The following is a 22349-nucleotide window of genomic DNA, read 5'->3' on the forward strand; positions in this document are numbered from 1 at the left end:
AACCGCACCCTGTTTGCATTCATTTGTCACTTTTTCCCGTTAAAGATTGTATTTTCCCTCTGTGACGAGTATAATTTTATTATGTAAATATTTACCAGAAGATGAAAAAGGAGAGGAACGAATATGAAAACAAAAGACAGACCAACTGCCAGGCTCCGCAGGGGGAAGCGGGGTATTACCAGGAAGCTGGTAGGCGCGATCGTTGCGACGATCGTCGTCATGGTTGCCGCGCTCCTGATGATCGTATACAACCGTGTCTCAGACGCGTTGTTGGATAAGAGCGAGAAGCTGCTTCAGGAGACTACCGACAAGACACTGCAGGAAACCAGCGCATGGATGAACAAGACTCTGACCATGCTCCAGATGCAGCGGGATACCATTGAGTATGAGAATATGGAGATTCCCGAGATGATGGAATACATCCGGCACACCGTGGGACAGAATGATGCATACCCTGCCGGGCTGTATGTCGCATTGACGGACGGTTCTCTGTATCACGCATCCTTCGTACCGGGCCCGGATTTCAATGCACTGGAGAAATCATGGTATCAGGACGGCATTCAATCAGAAGATTTCATTCTGGGTGATGTGTATTTCGACGAAGACAGCCAGTCCTACGTGGTAGGCGCTTCCGGCAAGCTTAAGGACGCTGCCGGGCAGACACGCGGTGTCGCGGCTGCCGATGTATATCTGGATTCTATCTCTGATATCGTGGCCAACATCCAGTTGGAGAAGACCGGCGGGATCTTTCTTGTAGATACCCGGACGGATACGATCATCGGACATAAGGACAAGGAGATAACCGGGCGGACTCTGGGCGAATTCAAAGGCGATATGTATGCATATGCCGCTGAGAAGATTCAGCAGAAGGCATTCGGATTATCTCTCTATGATGGCAACACATACATACAGGCAGCACAGGTGCCGAACAGTGACTGGACCGCAGTCTCCTATGTATCCAAGGATGAAGTCTTAAGCGACCTCCGTCTGCTGACCGGAATGATGGTAACAGGTTCCGTTGTTGCTGTCCTTGTAGCCGTTTTCCTGATCATTCTTCTTGTAAGGAATATCATCGGCAAACCGGTTGCCGAACTGAATAATGTCGCCACTAAGATCGCAGAAGGCAAGTTGGATCAGACGATACGCCACAGCTCCAATGACGAGCTTGGCGAACTGGCTGATAATTTCAGCAAGACGGTTGTCCGCCTGCGTGATTATGTTGACTATATTGACGAAGTTGCTGAGAAATTACAGGAGATCGCCCGGGGCAATCTTGCATTCACACTTTCTCACGACTATGTCGGTGAATTTGCGAAGATCAAGGATTCTCTGGAAGGAATTTCCCTGTCTCTCAATGAAACTCTGGGGCAGATCAACGTATCTGCCGGACAGGTAGCCGAAGGCTCCGGTCATGTGGCTGAGGGCGCCCAGACGCTTTCACAAGGGTCCCTCCAGCAGACAGATGCGGTAGAGATGCTGGCAAGCCATATCAATGAAGTATCCGACGGAATCCAGAAAACCGCCATGGGAGCCAAAAGGGCCAGCCAGATCTCTCAGGAGGTAGGAAGCAGCATCTTAGAGAGCAATGAGAAGATGCAGCACATGAACCTGGCGATCCAGAAGATCAGCAGCAAGTCTACCGAGATCAATAATATCATCAAGACTATCGAGGATATTGCGTTCCAGACCAACATTCTGGCTCTGAACGCATCCGTAGAAGCCGCCCGCGCCGGTGTCGCCGGCAAAGGATTCGCCGTGGTAGCAGACGAGGTCCGCGACCTGGCAAGCAAATCCTCCGAAGCCGCGAAGAATACCGCAGTCTTGATCGATCAGACCGTGGAGGCCGTGGAAGAAGGAAGCACGATGGCAAAGGATACCGCTGAATCCATGCTTGCAGTTGTCGCTCAGGCCGATGAAGTCAACAAGCTGATCGAAGGAATCGCTGAGTATTCGGCGAAGCAGGCTTCCGCTACGGAAGAAGTCTTACGCGGAATCGACCGGATCTCCGATGTGGTACAGTCCAACCTGTCTACCGCTGAGAAGAGCGCCGCCGCCAGTGAAGAATTATCCGGCCAGGCTAATATGCTGAAAGAATTAGTATCCAAATTCCACCTGAAAAACAGATAACGGCAAAGAGCTGAGAAAACGAGGATCTTCCTCCATTCTCAGCTCTTATCTTCTGTATGTATAAAAAAATTTATAAATTATGCTTGCATTTTTATCTCAATGGGTATAATATACATATATATACAACGTAGTTTTTAAAACTACATGTTATGTTTTATTAAACCAGGAGGTGATAATATGTCACAGACACTCGAAGACCGCATCAAGGACCCGGGAAGCGCTATTACACATTTTATCGGAATGCTGATGGCCATATTTGCAGCCGTACCGCTTCTTATCAAGGCCGCTCATGAGCCGGGGCGGATATATGTTATCTCTATTGCAGTCTATGCTGCAAGTCTGATTCTATTATATGCTGCAAGCACTACTTATCATACATTCAACAGATCTGAGCAGATCAACACGATCCTGAAAAAGATCGACCACATGATGATCAGCGTATTGATCGCCGGAAGCTACACTCCCATCTGTCTGCTGGTACTCGGCGGCAGAACCGGGTTTATTCTTCTTAGCATCGTATGGGGAATCGCCCTTGTCGGAATCCTTATCAAGGCTTTCTGGGTATACTGCCCTAAGTGGGTATCTTCCGTATTATATATCGGAATGGGCTGGACCTGCGTGCTTGCATTTACCCAGATATTGAACTCTATGTCAACGGCCGCTTTCCTGTGGCTATTGGCAGGCGGAATCATCTATACGGCTGGCGGAGTGATCTATGCGCTGAAGCTGCCGTTATTCAACAGCAGACACCGGTATTTCGGCAGCCACGAGATCTTCCATCTGTTCGTAATGGGCGGAAGCGCATGCCACTTTGTAGTGATGTATGCTTTTGTCCTGTAATAGCGTAATTTTTATAAAATGGCTATGCGTTTCCACATAGCCATTTATATACCTTTTCTGACATTAGAATACCCCAAGAAAAGCAACTGTAGGACAAACTCTTGCATCATGGATTTTTATCTGCAGGAATTTTGTACGGATTCCTTTCAGCTGCGCTATATGCTTGTATCCAACTACTTTTCCGCGGTATACTTCACGCAAATTCCCATCTGTTTCAGCCCAAACGGAAAAACCTTCGATTCTCTGACTCATCTCTATATTTTCCTGCAGAATCAGATAATGAATTTCTGTTTCTTCTTCAAATTCGATGCCTATGGTACAGGAAGTAATCCCCTCCCTCGTAGAAAAATATTTGCCATATCCAGGCTCGCGGACATTTTCGATCTCAAACCCTTCCTTATAACTGTCAACAGCCAATACCGCTTCCTCTACAAGATTTCTTTTGAATGCTTTCCGAAGAAATTCCCCAAGCTCCTTCAGCCTTTCCACATCCTCTTTCGCCAGCAATCCTTCCTTATTCGGGGGAATGTTTAAAAGAAAGGTTCCGTTCCCCCCCACCGAATGGAAATAAATCTGGGACAGCTCTTCCAGAGAACGAACCTTATCATCCTCTTCCTGATGATAGAACCATCCTGGACGGATAGACGTATTGACTTCTACCGGATACCAGATCAAGTCCGGCTCATCCTTCAAAAACTCTCTGCTGCCCAGATCCGCATCACTAGAGGAAATCGTTCTTCTACGGAAAGAAAAATCCGTATCATCGGTCTGCTGGCTTTTATCTGCAATCATTTCCGTATCCCTCAAACGCGCCGGGACTACGCTCCACTCCGCATCCCGCGTATCACCGGCCTCGTTTCCGCACCATCTAATGTCAGGCCCGCATACATTGATACATGCATCTGGCTGCAGTTTCCGAATTACTTCATAATACCTTTCCCAATTATAGCACTGTCTCATGCCCCCTGCTCCTTCTCCGCAGGCGCCGTCGAACCAGACGTCAAAAACAGGACCGTAATTCGTTAGAAGCTCCGTCAATTGATTTACAAAATAGTCGTCATATTCCTCTCCCCGCCCATACAATTCGCTGTTGCGGTCCCACGGAGAAAGATATACTCCGAACTTAATCCCAGCAGCCTGACAGGCATCCGCAACTTCCCGGACAATGTCTCCTTTTCCCCCTTTATACGGACTGGCTGCAACGGAATGTCTTGTATATCTGCTCGGCCACAGACAGAAGCCGTCATGATGCTTACAAGTCAAGATCAGACCTCTCATGCCCGCATCTTTAATTGCCGTTACCCACTGCACCGCATCCAAATGATCCGGCATAAATATTTCCGGGCTTTCCGTTCCGTCTCCCCATTCTTTTCCTGTATATGTATTTATAGTAAAATGAATAAACGCATAAAATTCTACTTTCTGAAACTCTACCTGCCGCTTGTCCGGACGTACACGGACCAGCCGCTCATCTTCCCTTCGTTCCATCCCAGACACCATCTTCTCCTTTTCTTTTTTCTTCATATGCTTGATGGCATACTCCCGCTTCATAGCTTCTTCCTTTGTCGGAAATTCTTCGCAATAGACAAGCTTCACCGGCCGCCTGGACTTGGTATACTTCGCTCCTGTCCCGGAATTATGTGCTTCCATCCGTCTCTCTATATTATTCGTCCATCCTGTATACAAGGTTCCATCCTTACAGCGCACCATATATGTATAATTCATCACAACTTCTCCAGATCTGTCTTATCTAATACCTTGTATTATATCACATCTTTTTGGTACATGAGTCCTTTAATCGACAGAAATAACGCCGGAAACTTATCCCGGCGTCTTTCCATTTTCATCATAGTATGCTCTTTTCCTGTGATCTTGCAGATCCTTTACTCCTCCAGGTACTCCACCGGATTGATCGGCTGTCCGTCTTTCCTCATCTCGAAGTATACATTGCACCCTTCAACGCTGTAGTATTTCGTCGGCTGGCTTACATAACCAAGCACGCTCTTGGCTTCCACGTAATCTCCTACCTTGACCGGAACCTCCTTAAGCTGTCCGTAGAACAGCTCGTATCCGTTACCGATATCCACGTTAACGGTCGTTCCCGTCTCGGCTGTCACATCGATAGATTTGACAATCCCTGTAGTACCGCAGAGTACCTGGTCGCCCTCTGCTCCTGAGATCACGACTGCCGGATTATACTTATACTGATCCAATGTTGAGAAATACACCGTCTTGTCCATGCTGTAGCTCATAAGGACCGTGCCGTTCACCGGCCAGAGCAGTTTACTGTCTTCACCAAAATTGACCGACATCCCGCTCCCTGCGGTACTCTGGGCATTTCCTCCGGCATTCGTTCCTGTTCCGGCGTCATTTTCTGTTCCGGCATCCGTATCTTCCGGCACTGTCTCTGCCGGCTCTTCTGGTTCCTCTGGCTCATCCTGGTTCTTCACTACCAGATTATTGGCCTCCTCCGCTGGTTCCTTTGTCTCTTCTTCTTTTGTTCGATCTTCTTCATCCACCCGTGCAAGCTCCGCCTTCTGCTGTGTACGTTTGTAGTCATTGAATGTATATGTTCCAACGATCGCGATCGCCGCTACAAAACATAATACCGCTGCAACGGTAGCACCTTTCATTTTCTGTGAAGGTTTTTGCCTTTTGTTCATCTTAATCACCACCTCTGACTATATTTTTGCCAGATAGTGATAGACTTATTCTACGTCAAGTAATATTTCTGCGACTTCTTTTAGCTCGGTCCCTTCATAAAAATATTGCAGAATCGCATCGTAAGTTTCTCCCTCTTTTGCCATTTGGTCGGCGGAATACTGGCTCATCCCCAGTCCGTGCCCTTCTCCTCTCGTCGTGATCCGTATCTGCCCGTTGTATCGCTGCAAGGTAAAACAACCGGAAGCAAGATTATGCTCGCTGCGGAATTCCTCGCCGCTTATGTTCTCCTCACCGACACGGACACTTAGCACATATCCCGCCGTATCCGTCTGTGTCACCTCCGCATCCATATCCTCCGCCATCACCGTCTGAATCTGTCTCTTCTCCTCTATATCATAAGGACATTCTACGATCTTCAGATACGGATAAGCGTCGCTCCCAAGCACCTCCTTTCCGTCCCGGGTACATCCGTTGCTAAGCCGGAAGAAAGGCGTCAGTGCAAGCTCCTCTCCATAGAGCAGCACCATTCCCTCCGTACTCTTCCAGGCGTCCTCAAGCTTACTGTAATACCTTGTGAATCTGGCGCCCCAGGCATCCTCCATCTGCTTCTGCGTCCAGAATCCCTCTTCCAGTACGGTATCCTTACCCGACTCCCTGATCTTACGGTAGACCTCTGTGCGCACCAGAACAGCCTGTGCCTTAAGCGCCTCCTTCTCATAGGATGCCGGAATCTCCTTCGCAAGTACGCCGATACAATATTCCTCGATCGGCATGTCTGCTTCCTTCTCGCCGCTTTTTACCTTCACACTGGTACTGTCCACATGAGAATATGCCGTGATGCTTGGACCATTTAAGAACACAGTGATCACATATGGCAGCAATATGATGATAATAAGATAGCATCCTAATTTTTTCAGTTTCAGCCGCATAAAAATACCCTCCCATACACTGTATGGAAGGGTAGGATGTTTTATGCATATATTTTATGATACACGGATCGTTTTGTGCTTATACACACATGATCATCTTATTCCTCTGTCCTTGCCTCGATCGTCACCGGGTCCAGCTTCCAGATCTCTTCCACATATTCCCGGATCGTCCTGTCAGAAGAGAACTTGCCGCAGCATGCCGTATTCAGAAGCGCCATCTTCGCCCACCGCTCCTTATCGCGGTAAGCTTCCTCCACCTTCTCCTGCGCTTCTGCATAAGCCCGGAAATCCTTCAGGATAAAGTACATATCCGCACGGTCGCTGCCCTTCTTTACAAGAAGTGAGTTATAAAGGTCGCGGTACATCTCCGAATTACCATTTGCATAGGTACCGTCTACCAACTGATCTACGACGCTGTGCACATCCTGATCACTGTTATATACATCCCATGGATTATATCCTCCGTTCTGCTCATAATTAATGACCTCGTCAGAACTCAAACCGAAGATAAATGCATTCTCGATGCCAACCTCTTCTACGATCTCAACATTGGCTCCGTCCATGGTTCCAAGCGTCGGCGCGCCGTTCAGCATGAACTTCATATTACCCGTGCCTGACGCCTCCTTAGAAGCAGTGGAGATCTGCTCGCTGACATCAGCCGCCGCGAAGATCCATTCTGCGTTGGAGACGCGGTAATCCTCGATGAATACCACCTTGATCTTCCCGTTGATGCTGCGGTCATTATTCACCACATCAGCAACAGAGTTGATCAGCTTGATGATCTCCTTTGCCCGGATATATCCGGCAGACGCCTTCGCACCGAAGATAAATGTCCTTGGGAAGAAATTCTTCTCCGGATGCGCCTTGATCTGATTATACAGATACATTACATGAAGTATATTCAAAAGCTGGCGTTTATATTCGTGAAGCCTCTTCACCTGCACGTCAAAGATAGATCTCGGATCCACTTCGATTCCGTTATGCTTCTTAATGTATTCTGCCAGACGTTCTTTGTTCTTATACTTGATATCCATGAACTCCTTAAGAGACGCCTCGTCATCTGCATACTTCTTAAGCCCTGACATCAGCGACAGATCCGTGATCCAGTCCTTGGTCCCAAGCTTCTCTGTCACCCAGTCGGCAAGCAGCGGATTGCCGTGCATCAGGAAACGCCTCTGAGTAATACCGTTGGTCTTATTGTTGAACTTCTCCGGCATAAGCTGATAGAACTCTTTTAACTCCTGGTTCTTAAGGATCTCAGTATGGAGCCTTGCCACACCATTGACCGAATATCCCGCCACAATTGCAAGATGCGCCATCTTAACCTGACCGTCTCTTAAGATCGCCATCTTCCTTACCTTATTCTCATCTCCCGGATAAGTCTTCCGAATATGCTCGATAAATCTTCGGTCGATCTCCTGGATGATCTGATATACTCTCGGAAGCAGCCTTGAGAACAGATCGACCGGCCACTTCTCCAACGCCTCTGCCATGATGGTATGATTCGTGTAAGCACAGGTCTTCTTGGTGATATCCCATGCATCCTCCCATCCAAGTCCTTCCTCGTCAAGCAGGATACGCATCAGCTCTGCTACCGCTACGGTCGGATGAGTATCGTTCATCTGGATCGTCATCTTCTCATACAGCTTCTTAATATCGTCATGACCTCTCTTATACTTGGCAATCGCCGCCTGAAGGCTCGCAGACACGAAGAAATACTGCTGCTTCAGCCTCAGTTCTTTTCCCGCATAGTGATTATCATTCGGATACAGGACTTCTACAATGTTCTTCGCCAGATTCTGCTGTTCAACAGCCTTATGGTAATCACCGCGGTCAAAGGACTCCAGCTGGAAATCAACGATCGGCTCCGCATCCCAGATACGCAAGGTATTGACAACATGATTATTATAACCGACGATCGGGTAGTCATACGGAACTGCCTTAACAGACTCATAATTCTCCTGTACAAAACGTATCTTGCCCTCATCATCATATTCTACACGGATATTTCCGCCGAAGCGCACTTCCTTGGCATATTCCGGTCTTCTGAGTTCAAAAGGATTGCCGTTCACAAGCCAGTTATCCGGCGTCTCTACCTGATAACCGTCCTTGATCTTCTGCTTGAACATACCGTAGCGGTAACGGATACCGCATCCGTATGCCGCATATCCAAGGGATGCCAACGAATCCAGGAAGCAGGCCGCCAGACGTCCAAGTCCGCCGTTTCCAAGCGCCGGATCCGGCTCCTCATCCTCCAGCAGATTCAGGTTCATGCCCATCTCCTCCAGAGCTTCCTTCACCTCTGTATAAGCGGTCATATTGATCAGGTTGTTGCCAAGCGCCCTTCCCATCAGGAATTCCATGGACATATAATAGACGATCTTCGGATCATCCTTCTCATACTGCTTCTGTGTCGCGATCCAATCGTCAATGATCGCTTCCTTCACGGCATAGGAAACTGCCTGATACAACTCCTGCTGTGAGACCTCGTCGATCTCCTTGCGGAACAGATGCTTCACATTCTGCTTTACTTCCTTCTTAAATGCCTCTTTCTCAAATCTCGGATTATACATGTTACCTACCTCTTCCTTATTTTATTTCCTCTCTACTCCAAGCGTTACATCCTCGCCGTTGATCTTCCATTCCTTCACATAACCGGCGGGCGCCGCCTTTGTAACCTTAAGCGCAAGCGTTTCATCCCCAATAGTATCTGTATTTGCAGCAAATATTGTCTCGGCCTTTTCGGTTCCCTCGTAAGTGATCTCGATCTTATCCATCACCTCGAAGCCTGCTTCCTTACGCATCGTCTGCACCTTGCTGATGATCTCTCTCACAAATCCTTCTTCCAGAAGCTCCCCGGACAGATTCGTATCCAGTACGACAGTGATGCCGTTATCGTTCTCAGATACATATCCCTCCATCTGTGCGCTCTCGATCAGCAGGTCTTCCCTCAGAAGCTCAACCTCCTGTCCGTCAATATCTAATTTCAAAACATCCGCAGCATTCAATTCATCCATGGCCTTATTGCCGTCGATCGTCCCCAGCGCTGCCCTGATGCCGTTTAACATTTTACCATATTTCGGCCCAACTGTCTTTAGTTGAGGTTTAAAAGAATAGGTTGTAAAATCGCGTACTTCTTGTGTAAATGTTATAGTTTTTACGTTCAGCTCATCTCTTACGATCTCCTGATAGAATTCCGGGAGGTCAAAATCAGCCTTCACATACATCTGTCCAATGGGCTGACGGTTCTTGATGTTCGCCGTATTCCTGCACGCACGGCCCATAACGACCAGCTTAAGCACCTGATCCATATTGGCCTCCAGCTCCTTGTCGATCCAGGCCTCATTCACCTTCGGGAAATCACACAGATGGATACTCTCCGCCGCATCTGCATCGATACTCCTTACCAGATTCTGGTAGATATCCTCCGTCATGAACGGGATCATCGGCGCCGCCGCCTTGCTTGCCTCCACAAGTGCGGTATAGAGCGTCATATAAGCATTGATCTTATCCTGCTCCATTCCCTTAGCCCAGAAGCGCTCGCGGCTTCTTCTTACATACCAGTTGCTCATATCATCCACAAAATCCTGCAGAGCCCTTGCCGTCTCTGGAATCCTGTAATTCTCAAGATGGCTGTCCACATCCTTGATCAGCGTGTTGAGCCTGGACAGAAGCCACTTATCCATAACCGATAATTTGTCATATTCCAACGAATATTTTGTCGCATCGAATCCGTCGATATTAGCATACAATACGAAGAATGCGTAAGTATTCCACAATGTTCCCATGAACTTGCGCTGTCCTTCCACAACGGCCTTCCCGTGGAAACGGTTCGGCAGCCACGGTGCGCTGTTCACGTAGAAATACCACCGGATCGCATCTGCACCGTATTTCTCCAGCGCGTCAAACGGATCCACCGCATTCCCCTTGGACTTGCTCATCTTCTGCCCCTTCTCATCCTGCACGTGGCCCAGCACGATAACATTCTTATAAGGCGCCTTGTTGAAGATCAGCGTAGAGATCGCAAGCAGGGAGTAGAACCATCCGCGGGTCTGGTCCACCGCCTCGGAGATAAAATCTGCCGGGAACTGCTTCTCGAATAATTCCTGATTCTCGAACGGATAATGAAGCTGCGCGAACGGCATCGCGCCGGAATCAAACCAACAGTCGATCACTTCCGGAACACGGTGCATCTCCTTGCCGCATACCGGGCACTTGATCGTCACTTCATCAATATACGGGCGGTGCAGTTCGATATCCTCAGGACAGTTATCCGACATCTCCCTAAGCTCTGCGATACTTCCAACAGAGTGCTGATGTCCGCACTCACACTCCCAGATATTCAGCGGAGTACCCCAGTAACGGTTCCTGCTGATCCCCCAGTCCTGTACATTCTCAAGCCAGTCTCCGAAACGGCCCTTGCCGATATTCTCCGGGATCCAGTTGATCGTATTGTTATTCGCGATCAAGTCCTGCTTCACATCGGTCATCTTGATAAACCAGGACTCGCGCGCATAGTAGATCAGCGGAGTGTCGCATCTCCAGCAATGCGGGTAGCTGTGCTCGAAGTTCGGCGCTGAGAATAGCTGCCCCCTTGCTTCCAGGTCTTTCAACACCTCCGGGTCCGCCTTCTTGACAAATAATCCGGCAAACGGAGTAGACTCTGCCATATTACCCTTCTCATCGACAAGCTGCACGAACGGCATGTTGTATTTCCTGCAGACCTTCGCATCATCCTCACCGAATGCAGGCGCAGTATGAACCACTCCGGTACCGTCCGTCAGAGTAACATACTCGTCGCAGATCACATAGAATGCCTTCTTATGCTGATTGGCGATCCCGTCTGCGGCACACTGATACAGCGGTTCGTATTCCTTGTATTCCAGATCCTTCCCCTGGTACGTCTCGATCACCTCATACGCGCTCTCTCCCTCTTTCGCCAGAGGTCCAAGCACCGTATCAAGAAGCGCTTCTGCCATGTAATAGGTATATCCGTCGATACATCTGACCTTAGCGTAAGATTCAACCGGGTTGACACAGAGTCCAAGGTTCGACGGCAGTGTCCACGGCGTTGTCGTCCATGCAAGGATATATGCATCCTCGTCCTTCACCTTGAAACGCACGATCGCGGAACGTTCCTTCACATCCTTGTACCCCTGCGCTACTTCCTGCGCTGAGAGCGGCGTACCGCACCGCGGGCAGTAAGGTACGATCTTGAATCCCTTATACAGCAGTCCCTTATCCCAGATCTGCTTAAGCGCCCACCACTCGGACTCGATAAATTCATTGTGATAGGTAACGTAAGGATTCTCCATATCCGCCCAGAAACCAACCGTCCCGGAGAAATCCTCCCACATGCCCTTGTATTTCCACACGCTCTCCTTACACTTGTCGATAAACGGCTCCAGACCATACTCCTCGATCTGCTCCTTGCCGTCAAGCCCCAGAGCCTTCTCAACCTCTAACTCCACCGGAAGTCCGTGGGTATCCCAGCCGGCCTTCCTTGGTACTTCGTACCCCTTCATCGTCCGGTATCTTGGAATCATATCCTTGATGACACGGGTCAGCACATGGCCGATGTGGGGCTTCCCATTGGCTGTCGGCGGACCGTCGTAGAACATGTAGAGGTCACTGCCTTCCCTCTCCTTCATGCTCTTCTCGAAGATGTGGTTCTCCTCCCAGAACTTCTCGACAGCCTTCTCACGGTCGACAAAATTCAAATCAGTTGAAACCTTCTTGTACATAAAAACCTCCTTAATTAAACAAAAAACTCCCATCCTGAATAGGACGGAAGCTGCGCTCACGTTTATAAACCACCTAAACATACCACCATATGTCTTCCCTGTAACGGAGGACTCCCGTCAGTATCTACTTGACTTTTCTATCATACTTCTTCAAATATCATAAACAAGAATCTTTCGACAACTGCAGCTCAGAAGTGATATTCGAACATATCTTACTTGCACCGGGCTTCCACCCTCCCCGGCTCGCTGTTTCGTTCTGATATGATCTACTGTCTTCGTCATTGCTTTTTGTGTGTTTCCTATTATAGTAAAAAACCCCTTGAATCGTCAAGAGGTTTTTCTTTTTTTACGTTTTCTTTTCCTTCTGACCGAGACCACTGCCGTCAGGACGATCATCAATATTACAAGCAGCGCCCCTGCCCCGCCGAGAATACACTTCTCTGTAAATGACTTTTCCTGAAGGAAATCCAGAACTCCCGATAAACATTTTTCGTCCCTGGAATCCGCCTCTCCTTCGGCTTTGCTGTCCTCCGTCTGCGGCGGTATCTCTTCTTCTTCCGGAGACGCGCTGAGCATATCCATATACGACTGGCTGAGCGCTACCCGGGCGCTGCCCAGGAGATTCCCTCCATAACGGTACTCGATCGTACCTTCGCCTACGCTCTCGCTGTCTGGTATGATCTCCCTCTCCAGATCCCCGAAATCCACGCCGTTCGGCAATATGATCCGGGTATCCGCATCCGGCGCGTTCAATACCTCTGCCACATCTTCCGAAGACTCGTTCTCTGCTACCGACGCCTTGCCAAAATTCGTAAATGCATATTCCAGCAGATTCTTAGTATCAGGGTAAATATTCACTCCGTGTGTTTTAAGAACCACGCACACTAACTGCATACTGCCGTTATCCGCCATGGTAACCAGCGTTGACAGGGCATCGCTCGTATACCCTGTCTTGCCGCCGATCGCATATTCATAATAATTAGGATCTCCCTCAACCAACATCTTATGGTGCTGCTGGAAAATATGCTCTTCCGTCGTCTCCGATGCCGGAATCGTATACTGGTATGTCTGGGCGATCTGGAAGAATTCCGGGTGCTTGAACATCTCCCGCCCGATCAGCGCCATATCTCTGGCACAGGTATAATGATTCGGGTCGGGAAGTCCGCTTGTATTGGTAAAATTGGAATTCACACCGCCAAGCTCCCGGCATCTGACGTTCATCTGCTCCACGAACCAATCGTAGTCGAAGCCCGCATTCCTGCCCACATTGTCCGCGACTGCATACGCCGCCTCATTCGCTGAGGCAAGAAGCGTCGCGTACAACGCCTGCTCCAGTGTGATCTGATTCCCTTCTTTCATACCGATGGACGAATCTCCCGGTTCCAGAAATGCCACACAGTCATGCGTAAATACCACCGGATCCGCAAACTGTCCATACTCCAGTGCCACCAACGAGGTCAGTATCTTGGTAATACTTGCCGGATAGAATTGCGCGTCTATATTCTTCTCATACAGCACTGCCCCTGTCTCAACATCCATGACAATCGCAGCCTCTCCGTATGTTCCCGGTCCCTTCGGCCATCCCTCGGCCTCATTAGACTCCACCGGCATCGCATAAACCGCGTCAAGCTCCTGCTTAAGCTTCTCTTCTTCCGTCAGCTCTTCTGGATTGTCTTCTCCATCCTGAGCGGGCTGCCCCGCTTCACCGGGCTGCCCGGCCTCACTGGCCGGAGCCTCGGTAGCGCAAACCGTTATACCAAAGGCTGCATACAGTACAACTATCAGGACTGCTGCCAGCAATCGCTTACATTGTCTCATTTCTCGCATCCTCCAGACACCGCCTGTACATTTCTATAATACATCCTTCTTCTTCAGATAATAGAAGCCGAATGCAGGGATATTCACCCCTCTTGCTTCCATTTCCTTTCCAGATATCAGATCGACATACATACCGTCGTCTTCATTGATCCATGCCGTCTTATCATATTCGCTGAAATTAAATAATCCGATCAGCTTCTCGCCTTCATAATATCTTCCGATACTCAGGACTCCTGCTTCCCAAGTCTCGATCGTCCATGTATCCGCATATGAGACAAATACCTTCTCCGACTTACGAATCTCCTCTAACTGCCCCAGTCTCCGGAATACCCTGCTCTCTACACTCTCAAGGTTCTTAATGTTCTGAACAAGATCCCACTGCATAGCTCCTCTGTGGATATAGCGGGAATCCTCAGCCTTGTTCGGGTTTTCCTTATATGTGTAATCATTTACCTGACCGATCTCATCACCGCTGTAAAGCACCGGGATTCCAGACTGCATGAACATATATGCATGAAGCATGATATCCTTGTCAATGGCCTTCTCCATAGCCTCCTCATCCTGTTCAAATCCGGCCTTCTCAATACCGCACATAGAAGCTGTCGTTCCGCAGAATCTAGCGTCGCCTGTGACTGGGTCTGCATTATACAGTTCCCCGCGGCTTGTGCTGTCACCCACGTATCCCTGGAAATAATCATTCAGGTATTGCTTATGCGGACGCTCTCTAAGCCCTTCCTTCTCCAGAGACGCATAATCCAATCCCCATCCAATGTCATCATGGCAGCGCAGATAATTCAGGAATACATATTCCTTCGGCAGGCTGTTGACAATATCGAGCTGCTGACGCAATAATCCCACATCCCTGGTCGCCACAGTATGCCACGTAGTTGCCATCGTAGTAACATTGTATAACATATGGCACTCCGGCTTCTCTACCGTTCCAAAATACGGAACCACCTTCTCCGGCTCCATAACTACCTCTCCGAGAAGCAGCACACTCGGACATACGATCTCACTGATCATACGCATCATGCGGACGATCGTATGTACCTGCTTAAGATTCCTGCAGGAAGTATTTAACTCCTTCCAGATATACGGAACCGCATCGATCCTGATAATGTCAATTCCCTTGTTCGCAAGATACAGGAAATTATACATCATCTCATTAAATACTCTGGGGTTCTTATAATTCAGATCCCACTGATACGGATAGAAGGTCGTCATAACAAAATGCTCCGCATCCGCAAGCCATGTAAAATTCCCCGGCGCTGTCGTCGGAAATACCTGCGGCACAGTCTTCTCATACTCTGCCGGGATCGAATAATTATCGAAGAAGAAATACCTGCTCATATACTCTCCGATTCCCTGACGGGCCTTCTTCGCCCACTCATGATCCTCAGACGTATGATTCATGACAAAATCCATACACACATTGATATTCTTCTTGTGGCATGCCGCTGTAAGGCTCTCTAAGTCCTCAATCGTACCGAGCTTCTCCTGTACCTTTCGGAAATCTGCCACCGCATATCCGCCGTCAGAACGGCCTTCCACAGTGTCCAAAAACGGCATCAGATGAACATAGTTCACATTGCTCTTCTCAAGATATTCAAGCTTATCTTCCACACCCTTCATATTACCGCCGAAGTTGTCGATATAGAACATCATTCCGAGCATATCGTTCTGCTTATACCAATCCGGGTACTCCTCCCGCTTAAGATCGATCTCTTTCAGTTCTTCGTTACGCTCTTCATAAAAACGATACAGATTATCGCTCAGCTCCGCAAACATCGAACTATTGCCATATAATTCCATATAAAGCCATTTCAGCTCATCCAGGTGCTTCACAAACCTCCTCTCAAATGTTGCACGGCTAAGCGCCTTCTTCTCAGCTTCCTCTGCGGCTTTCTTGGCGGCGGCTTCTTCTGCGGCTTTCTTAGCAACTTCTTCGGCTTTCTTGGCTTCTTCTTCCGCGGCCTTCTTAACTGCTTCTTCTGCAGCCTTCTTAGCGGCCTCTTCTTTTGCAGCCTTTTTAGCAGCTTCTTCCGCGGCTTTCTTGGCGGCTACTTCTTCTGCTTTCTTAGCTGCGGCGGCTTCTTCCGCGGCCTTCTTAGCAACTTCTTCGGCTTTCTTGGCTTCTTCTTCCTCTGCTTGCTTCGCTTCTTCTGCTTTCTTGGCGGCTTCTTCCACGGCCGTCTCAGTCTTTTCGCCTATATCCTTTGGCTCTATTACCGCCTCCGTTTCCTGGGCTTCCACTCCAGCATTTTCCAACTTCTCTTCCGGCTTCACGTTCTGTTCACCCAAGCTCTGTTTTGTCACATTCTGCTTTGTTGCAGTCTTCTTACGATCTTTTCTTGATTTCTTTGCCATAAGTATTACCCCATTCCACATTTTTTATCATATATCGTTCTAAAATATACAACAACCATATTATACTAAAATTACCAGAAAGTGTAAAGTATCAGTAACAGGGCTGCCTGTCTGAATTGATACAATAACAAGAGAACGGAATGACTCTTGCCGATCATCCCGTTCCCCTGTTATAATTATCTGCGGTATTTCCAATCCTTCTCATCAAGTTCATTCAGAACTTTAACTACATGCTCTACAATGGCGTCATTCATCATCTTACCCTTTTCGGCAGTCGCCTTTGTCGCATCCCCGGTCTGTGCCGTATCCGTCAATTCCGAAAAGTCCCATTTGATCTCTACTTCATCCGGGAGATCCGGTACAACGCACGTTGCAAGCTTTGGCTCACACCAATCAGGAAACAGATGGTACGCAATAGATGTCTCACCTTCTCCGGCATGTCCAAGTCCTCCCCACACCTCAAAAGTATCCTTCGGAAGGAGATTACCTGCGGCTACCCACCACTGCGTCAGGGATGCTATCTGAACCTCCGGATATACTTCTTTGATTTTCCTGGAAGCAATCTCAATAGGAGCAATATTCCCGTCATGCCCGTTCATCAGGAAAATGCGTGTGATCCCATTGCGGACTACAGACTCGATAATATCATAGATCACTGCAGTCGTTGTATCATAACTCAGCGTCAGGGAAAATGGGAAGGAATCATAATGTGCGCTGTAGCCTACCGTGACCGGAGGCAGCACCAGCATTCCCTCAACCCGGTCGGCAATCTGTTTCGATAATTTATAGGAAACCAGCGTATCACAGCCCTCCGCAATGTGCGCGCCTCTGATCATGATCGTAGCGATCGTAGTTGGCGTGATCTTTGTCACACAGAGCGGAGGAGTCTCCACATTTTTGAATAAGGCATCAAGCCTTGGAGGACTTGGACTTGGAAATGGAATCACAGCAGTTGTGGGAAGCTGGATTGCCGGCGCAGTTATGGGTGTGGACTTATTCCGATTTAATAAAAATGTAAACGCTGTTTTCTGGTGCGCTGCATCCTGCTTCATCTTCACCAATCCGATCCTCAACGTAGTCGGATATATCGGCGCCGTACATATCGGAGAATATAATTACGTGATCTGGATGCTGGGTGTGAATCTGCTTGTGGCTCTGTTGGGTGTGTTTGTGTGGACAACAGCGTTATGGACCACCGATAACAGCGAGCTTTACTGTAACGCACTGTACACCGGACCTTCATTGGATGCATTCGGAATCCATGTAAGCCGAAAGAAATTAGTTGCTGTGTGCGGTATTCTGGGAACACTCTTAGGTGCGCTTGCATTCTACCAGTTATTTTTTGCCGATTTCATCAATGTGCTCGGTTCTATGGCGCCGCCGCTGTGTGCTCCTATTCTGGCAGATTATTTTGTCATAGGAAAGCGGAAAAATAAAAAATACAGCACTGAACTCTTGAACAAGCATCCGGCAGTCCGTTGGGCAGGCGTCGTCTCTTTCGCAATCGGAGCGATCCTAGGGTATGTCTTCCAGTATATCGTCCCGCTGCCTTATGGACTTCCCGCAGGCCTGTTTGCAATGGTCGTATCCTTCATAATTTATATTCTGATTTACAATCTGACCCCTGATGCAAGAATCGATGATAAAATGGTAAAAGAAATTTAACCTGGATTTATAAGGAGAGGATATGGTTTAATATCGATCCTCTCCGGCATTGGAGGCAGAGATGAAAAAGGTATTGTTATTGACGACAGGGGGGACCATTGCTTCAAGACCGACGCAACAAGGCTTAATCCCTGATATCACTTGTCAGGACATTATTCAGATGCTTCCTGTACCGCGGGATAACTTTTTAATAGACAGCAGGGATATATTCAGTCTGGACAGTTCAAATATACAGCCGGAAGAGTGGCAGTTCATGGCTGAGATCATCGCAGAAGCGCTGCCTCATTACGATGGAATTATCATCACACATGGAACGGATACCATGGCTTATACAGCCTCCGCTCTCAGCTATATGCTGCAGAATTTGGATAAGCCCATAGTCCTGACCGGAGCGCAGGTTCCGATCGAGCAGATGTTCACGGATGTATTTTTACTGAAACTGATCCCCGGTACAAGCCCGGATATCTTTGACTGGCTGCAGCAGAAGCACTACCGCGGAATTGTGATAGAAGCTTTTGGTATGGGCGGCACACATTTTGAACGCAGAAACCTGATCCCAAAATTAAAAAAACTTGTTGCAAATGATGTAAGTGTCGTTGTGTGCAGCCAATGCCTTTATGAAAAAAGCGACTTGTCTCTGTACGAGGTGGGACGCCGGCTTCTGGAATGCGGTGTGATACCCGGAAGAGATATGACAACGGAGGCAATTGTTACAAAATTAATGTGGGCATTGGGGCAGACACAGAATCCAACGGAAGTAAGGCAGATCTTCGATACTAATTATGCCGGCGAGGTTACGCTGTAATTCACAAAAATGGTACACACTAAAGAAAATGAAAAAGACACAGTCTCAATATCAAAAAATGAACTATGTCTTTTTTAAATTGACTTGGTTTTACATCTTCTCTATCTGCCTTCATACTTTCTTAGCCTTTCTTCCCGAAGTTCAGCGTTTTTACTCCTTCATGATTACACTTGATATTTCCTGGCATTGCCGCATATTTCTCTTACCAAATATAACTCTAATTTACAATTCAGAATACAACCTCTTAAGAAGACTCATTTCTGTCTGTCGTAACTGCAAACCAGCAAATAATACACCTGCTTTTTCACTCAAAGAGAACTTAAAAAGGCATAGTCTCGATTACCGTATCGGACTATGCCTTGAAAACATGGAATTATCAAGGCTTGACTTCAAAAAATATCAAACCATACTGAACTTCAAGCACCAGATTAATAATGTTCCGCCTAAACATATTCTATCAGAAAGCGCCAAGATCAGCAACAAGCAAGTTGACGAATATGGAGAAATAGCAGTAAGTCATCTGGAACAAACCCGTAGAGAGTTTAACGAAAATGAGTTAAAAGAAATAAGTTCCTTATATCAGTCTGGTAAAACCACTCGTGAAATAGGGGAAATATTCGGCGTCTGTAAAACTACTATCGTTAAGTTACTAAGGGAACAAGGAGTAGAAGTGACCAGAAGCAAAGTCCAAGCCAAGTTAAATGCCGAAGAAGTAATTTCTCTGTATAAGAACGGTTATACGTCTGGAAAAATCGCTAAACAGTTTGGCGTAAATCCGCAAACCATCCTCAAATGCCTAAGGAATCATGGGGTTAAAATCAGGAGTAGATGGGATTACGAATAGAACTAATTATAACAGCCTATGCTTTATGCCTAGAATTAGCGACATAAGGCATAGGCTGCCAATTTGTACATAAACAATGCTAAAAATCCATAAAAATCTTCATATATCTGTAAGCGATACAAAACACACCGTAATGAAAAGAAGTGCATGTCGTGATATACTCTATCAAAACATACACTTCTTATTTATTCTATGTTCCCTGAGTCGGCAGCTTTCTGGCAATGTTTCAGACCAGAGAAGATATGCTTCCAGTAATTCAGGATGGTTTCGGTGATCAAGATCCGGCAGGCTTTCTAATAAATAACATAGATAGCCAAATACATCCAGATGATTCAGCTTCGCTGTTTCTACCAATGTATATACGATGCTGCTGGCTCTTGCCCCTGCCGGTGAGTCTGCGAACAGCCATACTTTGCGTCCGGTTGCAAATGGACGGATACTGGCCTCACAGTCATTGTTTGGTGTTAGTATATAAGTGTGGACAGGAAAAGTTGAATAATCTATACTATCAAGTGAAAGAGCAAAGGAGATGTTCAGCATGGCGAAAAACCAAAAATCCCCCCCCAGATTGTCCGAAAAATGCATTAATCTAACAATCAAATTTGAATTTTTGCACTAAAAAATCAGGTATTCCCAGATCCTCTCACGAATCTTTTACCTGACCTTGAAAACTGAATAAAATACACAATTTTTATGCTGCTTCTCTTCCTACTTTTTCCATCAATTCCTCAAATCGAAACATATTTTCTGCTCTTGACAGGTTATATCCTGTTGCAAAGAGCGCAAATTCCCCATCCACTTTCCTCTTGCCTTTTAGCAGAAAGTAGCTTGCTCCCATTGCTCGTTTTATTGTTCCAAACGGATGCTCTGAGGTACATTTCCTCAGTTCCATTTTCTCCCTGCCTGGTCGGAATTTTATTCGTACCACCTTCTTCTTTTCAAAATGCCACTTCTCCTTTTTCCCTTTCTTTGGTTCTTTCCCAGGACCTTCTGGTCCTTCCGGCCCTTCCGGATTCCACCATGCTGCTTTCTTCTCCAGCGTATCTTTGTTGAAATCTATTTCTTTCCATTGCCCTTTCCCACTTATACATTGATTTCTATATGGACATTTCCGACATGCTGTTTTATTCGCGTATCTCGTGTCTCCGTTTTTCTTAACACTTTTATGCCGAAGTACCGCTCCTCCTGGACAATGTACTTTATCACGCTCCGGATCCCGTACATAAAATCCTTCCCCTGCACGCTCCTTCATCTCTTCCTCTGTTGCATACGGCTCTGCCATTTCTGCCGGTTCGTCGACTACTTTCTTCTTTGTCTCTACTACTTCTATTTTCTCTATTACTTCTTCATACACGTCTGGCACAATTCCATTATGCAGGCACTTTTTTATCTCTTCTGTTGATTTGCTCGATTTGTCACATCCCTTTTCCTCATACTCTATTTCCAACTCATATGTCTCCTGCCCGTCTGGCAATATCACATTCGGAATGATCCCTTTTTCAAGACATTCTATCATATCTTCCGGCTGTTGGTACCCTTTGTCTGCCAGCGCTTCTATGATCTCATCCCCCGCACCCTTTTTTATCTCTTCCATTGTTGATGCCATGAGTCCATGGTCCGTATTCCGGTTTGTCATCTGGTAATCCATCATCAAATGCGTCTCTGTATCTACTGCGGTCTGAACATTATATGCTGTATCCATCCCATTTTTATTTTTCATCAATCGGCAATCCGGATCTGTTAATGATATTTGTGTCAAGTTATGTTTGATCATCAAATCCCTATAAAATTTGTATTGATCTAAACGCTTCTGCGCCTCCTCTAATTTCTTCTCAAGCTCCTCTTTGGTAAGGCTTCCGTTTCCTGTTTCTTCATTTTCATCTGCTATTTCTATCTGACGTAAATATTCCTCTGTATGGTCTTCTAACCATTTGATACGGTCATCCAGTTTCATGGCCGTAAAGTTTCTGTCTTTTGAATTCCATGCCTTAAATTTACTCCCATCAATCGACACATAACCGGTATCCAGATCTACCGATATCCGTTTTGTAAATTCCTTGAATACTTTTTTCATACAGGCAATATTGTCTTTTCTAAAATCAGAAATCGTCCGAAAATCCGGCTGCAATCCATCCATCAGCCATATCACTTCAAGATTTGTTTTACATGCTGCTTCCAGCTTTCTTGATGAACGGATCCCTCTTCGGTAACCGTACAAATACAGCTTCATTAAATTGGATGGCGGATAGCATCCTCTTCCTCCTGCATTCGCTTCTGCCCTTTGAAATCCCATTTTCATGAGATCAACATGATCAACAAAAAAGTCAATGATCCGTGCAATGCTTTCCGGCTCTACAAGACTATCAAATGATGTGATCATAACTTGATTTCTGTCTATTTTCTTCTTTATATATGGCATGGGACTTTCTCCTAAAGTAATCAATTTTTATATTTCTATTTTATCACATTTGAGAGAAAAATTCTTCTATTAGGAGATAATTTGTATACTTTATTCAGTTTTCAAGGTACATTATTTTTATAAAAAT

General features: G+C 46.9%; 15 protein-coding genes. 5 read left to right on the top strand and 10 right to left on the bottom strand.

Annotated features, from left to right (window positions below; translation table 11 throughout):
- The first annotated feature begins 123 nt into the window (after positions 1 to 123).
- The gene (locus tag VSQ62_RS29195) at positions 124 to 2127 is read left to right on the top strand and encodes a methyl-accepting chemotaxis protein (RefSeq protein ID WP_334638380.1); all 2004 of its coding nucleotides are present in this window, start codon (positions 124 to 126) and stop codon (positions 2125 to 2127) included.
- A 177-nt stretch (positions 2128 to 2304) separates the two neighbouring features.
- Entirely contained in the window at positions 2305 to 2967 is a 663-nt protein-coding gene (trhA, locus tag VSQ62_RS29200; protein ID WP_334638381.1) for a PAQR family membrane homeostasis protein TrhA, read from the top strand.
- Positions 2968 to 3030: 63 nt separating this feature from the next.
- Here the strand turns inward: trhA and VSQ62_RS29205 are convergent, their stop codons facing one another.
- The 8 genes from VSQ62_RS29205 to VSQ62_RS29240 form a co-directional block, all read right to left on the bottom strand.
- The gene (locus VSQ62_RS29205) at positions 3031 to 4692 is read right to left on the bottom strand and encodes an alpha-L-fucosidase (RefSeq protein ID WP_334638382.1); all 1662 of its coding nucleotides are present in this window, start codon (positions 4690 to 4692) and stop codon (positions 3031 to 3033) included.
- 158 nt (positions 4693 to 4850) lie between these two features.
- Positions 4851 to 5630 (bottom strand): peptidoglycan DD-metalloendopeptidase family protein, encoded by a 780-nt coding sequence (locus VSQ62_RS29210; protein ID WP_334638383.1) that lies wholly within the window; start codon positions 5628 to 5630, stop codon positions 4851 to 4853.
- A gap of 45 nt (positions 5631 to 5675) precedes the next feature.
- Positions 5676 to 6560 carry a SpoIID/LytB domain-containing protein gene (locus VSQ62_RS29215; RefSeq protein ID WP_334638384.1) on the bottom strand — a complete coding sequence of 295 codons (885 nt, stop codon included), beginning with the start codon at positions 6558 to 6560 and terminating at the stop codon, positions 5676 to 5678.
- Positions 6561 to 6658: 98 nt separating this feature from the next.
- Positions 6659 to 9133: a glycogen/starch/alpha-glucan phosphorylase gene (locus VSQ62_RS29220; RefSeq protein ID WP_334638385.1), complete on the bottom strand. Its 2475-nt coding sequence runs from the start codon at positions 9131 to 9133 to the stop codon at positions 6659 to 6661.
- Between the two features lie 21 nt (positions 9134 to 9154).
- On the bottom strand, positions 9155 to 12304 hold the full coding sequence (gene ileS / locus VSQ62_RS29225; protein ID WP_334638386.1) for an isoleucine--tRNA ligase: 3150 nt from the start codon (positions 12302 to 12304) through the stop codon (positions 9155 to 9157).
- Between the two features lie 327 nt (positions 12305 to 12631).
- Positions 12632 to 14122 (bottom strand): D-alanyl-D-alanine carboxypeptidase family protein, encoded by a 1491-nt coding sequence (locus VSQ62_RS29230; protein WP_334638387.1) that lies wholly within the window; start codon positions 14120 to 14122, stop codon positions 12632 to 12634.
- 33 nt (positions 14123 to 14155) lie between these two features.
- On the bottom strand, positions 14156 to 15967 hold the full coding sequence (locus VSQ62_RS29235; RefSeq protein WP_334638538.1) for an alpha-amylase family protein: 1812 nt from the start codon (positions 15965 to 15967) through the stop codon (positions 14156 to 14158).
- Between the two features lie 698 nt (positions 15968 to 16665).
- Entirely contained in the window at positions 16666 to 17361 is a 696-nt protein-coding gene (locus VSQ62_RS29240) for a creatininase family protein (RefSeq protein WP_334638388.1), read from the bottom strand.
- Between VSQ62_RS29240 and VSQ62_RS29245 the strand changes: the two genes are divergently transcribed.
- The 3 genes from VSQ62_RS29245 (at position 17324) to VSQ62_RS29255 (ending at position 19803) form a co-directional block, all read left to right on the top strand.
- The gene (locus VSQ62_RS29245) at positions 17324 to 18154 is read left to right on the top strand and encodes a cytosine permease (protein ID WP_334638389.1); all 831 of its coding nucleotides are present in this window, start codon (positions 17324 to 17326) and stop codon (positions 18152 to 18154) included. The genes VSQ62_RS29240 and VSQ62_RS29245 overlap by 38 nt on opposite strands.
- 61 nt (positions 18155 to 18215) lie before the next feature.
- Positions 18216 to 18959, top strand: a complete 744-nt coding sequence (locus VSQ62_RS29250) for an asparaginase (RefSeq protein WP_334638390.1) — start codon at positions 18216 to 18218, stop codon at positions 18957 to 18959.
- Between the two features lie 28 nt (positions 18960 to 18987).
- On the top strand, positions 18988 to 19803 hold the full coding sequence (locus VSQ62_RS29255; protein WP_334638391.1) for a helix-turn-helix domain-containing protein: 816 nt from the start codon (positions 18988 to 18990) through the stop codon (positions 19801 to 19803).
- A 165-nt stretch (positions 19804 to 19968) separates the two neighbouring features.
- On the opposite strand, the gene VSQ62_RS29260 is transcribed toward VSQ62_RS29255, so the two are convergent.
- Positions 19969 to 20403 (bottom strand): transposase domain-containing protein, encoded by a 435-nt coding sequence (locus tag VSQ62_RS29260; RefSeq protein ID WP_334638392.1) that lies wholly within the window; start codon positions 20401 to 20403, stop codon positions 19969 to 19971.
- Positions 20404 to 20494: 91 nt separating this feature from the next.
- On the bottom strand, positions 20495 to 22222 hold the full coding sequence (locus tag VSQ62_RS29265) for a transposase (protein ID WP_334638393.1): 1728 nt from the start codon (positions 22220 to 22222) through the stop codon (positions 20495 to 20497).
- Between the last annotated feature and the right edge of the window lie 127 nt (positions 22223 to 22349).

The organism is Sporofaciens sp. JLR.KK001 (assembly GCF_036941055.1).
Taxonomy (GTDB): domain Bacteria; phylum Bacillota; class Clostridia; order Lachnospirales; family Lachnospiraceae; genus Sporofaciens.